Below are 4773 nucleotides of genomic sequence, written 5' to 3'. Positions count from 1 at the left end.
TCCGAACAGAGAAGTTAAGCCCGCCTGCGCAGATGGTACTGCAATCCTGTGGGAGAGTATGTCGCCGCCTTTCTTTTGAAAACCCTATCCATAACGGATAGGGTTTTTTGTTTTTAATAAAATTGCGAATCAGCCAATTACCCTTTCTCCACACTTTTTCCGGACTAAAATGTAGAATAATTCTACATACTGTAACGGTTTCTACATTGTTTTTTCTAAATAAATAATAACTGTTTTTATTTTAAATAACTGATTATTAGTTGTTTGACTGTGTTTACTGCTGCTGTTGGTATTCTGGTATGCTTTTTTCATATAGGTTTAGTGTAACACAATTTAACAACCTATAAAATTTAATATTATGAAAAATTTACTTTTATCAACAGTTTTAGTTTTAGGATTAGGAACAATTGCTATGGCAAACAACGTTTCAATTTCAGAGGTTCCATCAATTGCTATCTATCAGGATAAAGAATATAAAGAAATTAAACCATCAGAAGTAAGTGCTGATGCGTTGAAAAAAATTGGTGAAAAATATGCAGGATACACCTTAACCGGTGCTGCTGTTGCCGCTGACGGTGAATACAAATTAACATTACAAAAAGACGGAAAGTCTGTAGTAGCGTTGTTTTCATCAACAGGCGAATTCATCAAAGAAGCTTAATTATTGGAATGTAGTAAGGTGAATAAGTAGAATTTTTTCTACTCAGTGAGAGGAGGCTTTGCCTCCTTTTATTGTTTATATACTTTTTGGACTTAACATTTATTAACAACCAAAAACGTTAAATTTGTACGGTTTCAAATTTAATTTTAGATGAGTTCGAAAATATTAGTTGTTGATGACGATATCTCTTTCTGTGTAATGCTGAAAACCTTTTTGGAGAAAAAGGGATTCGCTGTTACCAATGTTTTTTCTGCAAAAGAAGCAGAGACGGCTTTGGAAAACGACAGCTTCGACATTGTACTTACAGACATACGCTTACCGGATAAAGATGGGATTGAGCTTTTAAAATTAATTAAATCAAAATCTTTCAGCACACAGGTTATCCTGATGACGGGTTATACTGAAATCAGAACAGCAGTAAATGCAATCAAACTGGGGGCTTTTGACTACGTAGGGAAACCGATAAATCCGGATGAAATCCTGCACACTATCAACCAGGCGCTATCAAAGAAAGGAATGCCGCAGACTGCCGCAGCAGTGACGGATGCTGCTGTAAAAGAAAAAAAGAAGCCGCAAAACCAGAATTTTCCTTTTGTAAAAGGAATAAGCGATCATTCCAATCAGCTGCATGATTATATCGGTTTAGTGGCACCAACCAATATGTCTGTCCTGATTATAGGCGACAGCGGAACCGGAAAAGAATATATTGCCCATACAATACATTTGCAAAGCAAGCGAAAAGACAAACCGTTTATTGCGGTCGACTGCGGAGCCATTCCGAAAGATCTGGCTTCCAGTGAATTCTTCGGCCACTTAAAAGGATCTTTTACCGGTGCGATCAATGATAAAACAGGTCATTTTGAAGCGGCTAATGGCGGAACGTTATTTTTGGATGAAGTGGGGAATCTTTCCTATGAAGTCCAGATACAGCTGCTCCGGGCTTTGCAGGAACGTAAAATAAAACCAGTGGGCAGTAATACCGAAGTGGGTGTCGATATACGCGTTATCGCGGCAACCAATGAAGATTTACAGGAAGCGGTGAAAAGAGGCGATTTCAGAGAGGATCTATACCATCGTCTGAATGAGTTTAGCGTTAAGGCACCAAGGCTTTCCGAAAGAAAAAACGACATACTGATTTTTGCCAATCACTTTCTGGAAATGGCAAATAGTGATCTTGAAAAAGATGTGCTGGGATTTTCTCCGGATGTCACCGATTTGTTCCTCACGTATGACTGGCCGGGGAATTTAAGAGAAATGAAAAACATTATCAAACGTTCCGTTTTATTGTCCAGAGGCGATACGGTTTTAAAAGAGGTTTTGCCTCAGGAAATGTTTGAAAACAATTTTCAGGATAAAAACGAAAGCGAATTTTTGCTTTACTCGTCAAAGGATGAAGAAAAAGCCATCCTTGATGCCCTGGAAAAAGTGAAATTCAATAAAACCAAAGCAGCCCAATTGCTGGGTATAGACAGAAAAACACTCTACAATAAAATAAAACTGTACAACATCGAGCTTTAATCCAGCTCGATGTTTAGTTTTTCGATCAGGTTGTTCATCTGGTCGGTCAGTGTTTTCAGGTAAACGGTACAATCCGCTGCCTTAAGATCCAAGGTTTTGTCTTCCAAAGGGATCAACCGGTCTACAATAGCATAGGCTTCCATTTGTTTTAACATCGGAATCAGCCTGTGCGCAAGCTGTGCAACGGCATCCCAGTCGTTATTTTGAGCAGCCGTGTTTAACGCTTCCATATTTTCGGTACTGCTTTTTATAAAAACCTTTATGATGTTGTTCAGGGCAGTTTTGTCATTCTGGGTAAACTGGTTCAGACTGCTTAAATCATATAGTTTTTCGGTACTTTCCACCGCCGTGTCATATTTTATCTCTACCGGGGTATTTCCTTCAAAAATGGCCTGTAATTGCTGTAATAACTTATCCAGCTGAATCGGTTTCGGATGAAAAGTGGTGAATCCTTTCCGGATAAAATCTTCCTGGATTAAATCGCGTTTGCCTGTCAGGGCAATTACGGGGATTTCCCGGATGGAAGTGTCCTGTTTTATTTTTTCGACCAATTCAAAACCGTCCATTTTGGGCATTTGAATATCACTGAGGACTAAATCGAAATGATTTTGTTTTAACAAAGCCACCACTTTGGAAGCATCGGTTGTTGTGGTAACCGAAACCGGATAATTGGCAAATATTTCTTCCATCAGTTTTAACTGCATAGGATCGTCATCAACGATTAACAGCTGTTTGTTTTCCAGATAATCGTATTTCTTTTCCTGATTGTCGGAAACGGAATGCCGGTTTTGATCCGGGGCTTTTACATTCGGGATTTTAACCGTAAAAGTCGATCCTGTATGTTCTTTGCTTTCCAGTGAAATACTGCCGCCTAAAAGCTCCATGATGCGTTTGGCGATGGTTAACCCTAATCCGGTACCGCCAAATTTCTTCTCAATACCCGAATGTGCCTGGGTGAATTCTTTAAACACGGCTTTTTGCTTGTTTTTCGGAATTCCGATTCCGGTATCGGTAACGGCAATCGAAATCCAGTCGGCGTCTTTGCTAACGGAAACACTCACAGAACCTTCCTGGGTAAATTTAATGGCATTGGTGACCAGATTGGTCAGAACCTGTTTGATCCGGTACGGATCGGAAATATAAAGTGCATCCAGTTCTTCAGGGACATCCCAGCGCAGTAGGATCCCTTTGTTAGTAGCATTCGGAACCAATGGCTGGCAGGTGTTTTCAATCAGATCCTTAAAATTGAAATTAATTGCTTCAATCTTTATTTTGTTGTTTTCCAGTTTTGAAAAATCAATCAGGTCATTCACCAGCTTTAGAATATAATGCGAGGAGTGCCTGATGTTGTCCAGGTATTGCAGCTGCTTCGGCGTAACCGGTGTGTTTTTTAATAAATCGGAAAAACCGATCACGCTACCCAAAGGTGTCTGAATGTCGTGTGTTACGGTTGCCAGCAGCATGGTCTTGCTTCGGAGTAAGTCTTCTTTTTCCGAATTAAGGCGTTCCAGCTGCTGCCGGTATTTCTGATTGATGTTCAGGTCACGAATAATAATCAGTCCGAAAAGCAATACCAGTAATAAGGCAGCGGCGCCAATCCAGGCGATATTTTTAGTGGTTTTGCTGATGGCATATTTGGAATCGTTGATCTTCTGATAGGACTTTTGCAGAATTTCTTTTTCTACGGAAGTAAGCACATTGCGGAGCTGGTCGGATATAACCCTGTTCTCATCCAGTAGTTTCTGCTCTCTCATGAACAGCTGACTTTTGATGCGGTTTTCTTTCGTGACAACATCCGAAATGATCTTTTCAAAAGCCAGCACCAGCGAGTCATTCGAAACCGGTAAAATGCTTAAGGAATCCCGTTGATGCGGGTTGAGCACATTGTCCAGAAATTTCCGGATCTGCGAATTGTTCCGGGCACGGCTGATGGGCTGGAAGTTGAGCACCAGCGAATCTTTAACGTTGTATATTTTAGTAATGGCTTTGTCCAGATTGTTCTCGTGGCTGTATTTTTTACGAAAGTTCAGAATTTCACTGATACTGCGTCTTTTCTTTTGCAGCAGCATCTGGATGGAATCAAATTTGGCAAGCTGATTTTCTTCGGCATCCGTTTTTATGGTCTCGATCTCGGCATTGATGCTGTCTAAAAGGCGATGGTATTCCCGGATGCTGCTTTTGCTTTCGGTAAGCATCGCCGCTCTTCCCACAGCTTCGGAGGCATACAGATTGGTAACCACATTACTGATCATCAATATTTTCTTATTCTCTTCGGAAGCCGTTTCTTTTGGGGTGGCAATCTTTAAAATTTCAGAATAGATATACCAAACGGAAATAATGGCAATAACGATTAAAAAGAAATAACCTATTACGACTTTAAATTGTAAGGACTTTGCTTTTTTATTCATTCTATAAAGATAATTTATCTGAATTTTTATTCAAAAAAAAAGTCCAACATTGCGTTGGACTTTTCGTTTTATGATGTCCCGTCCTGAAATAAGTTGACACAAAATCGACTTATTATGAAAGACACAACAACAACGCGAGTTAAGCGTACTCAAAAGGATTATAATATGGCTTTTAAATTAGCTGTA

3 protein-coding genes and 1 rRNA gene are annotated in these 4773 nt (G+C 39.7%); 3 read left to right on the top strand and 1 reads right to left on the bottom strand.

Annotated features, from left to right (window positions below):
- The 3 genes from rrf to BGO42_RS17880 form a co-directional block, all read left to right on the top strand.
- Positions 1-73, top strand: a 5S ribosomal RNA gene (gene rrf, locus BGO42_RS17980); the annotation flags it as partial.
- A 285-nt stretch (positions 74-358) separates the two neighbouring features.
- Positions 359-661, top strand: a complete 303-nt coding sequence (locus BGO42_RS17885; RefSeq protein ID WP_177732231.1) for a hypothetical protein — start codon at positions 359-361, stop codon at positions 659-661.
- 150 nt (positions 662-811) lie between these two features.
- Complete coding sequence (locus tag BGO42_RS17880; protein ID WP_273243461.1) at positions 812-2179, top strand: sigma-54-dependent transcriptional regulator; 1368 nt, start codon at positions 812-814, stop codon at positions 2177-2179.
- On the opposite strand, the gene BGO42_RS17875 is transcribed toward BGO42_RS17880, so the two are convergent.
- Entirely contained in the window at positions 2176-4587 is a 2412-nt protein-coding gene (locus BGO42_RS17875; RefSeq protein WP_273243463.1) for a hybrid sensor histidine kinase/response regulator, read from the bottom strand. The genes BGO42_RS17880 and BGO42_RS17875 overlap by 4 nt on opposite strands.
- Positions 4588-4773 lie beyond the last annotated feature (186 nt).

The organism is Flavobacterium sp. 40-81, from assembly GCF_001898245.1.
Taxonomy (GTDB): Bacteria; Bacteroidota; Bacteroidia; order Flavobacteriales; family Flavobacteriaceae; genus Flavobacterium; species Flavobacterium inviolabile.
Note: the sequence above shows the minus strand (reverse complement) of the source record. Positions and strands in the feature narration are given on the sequence as shown.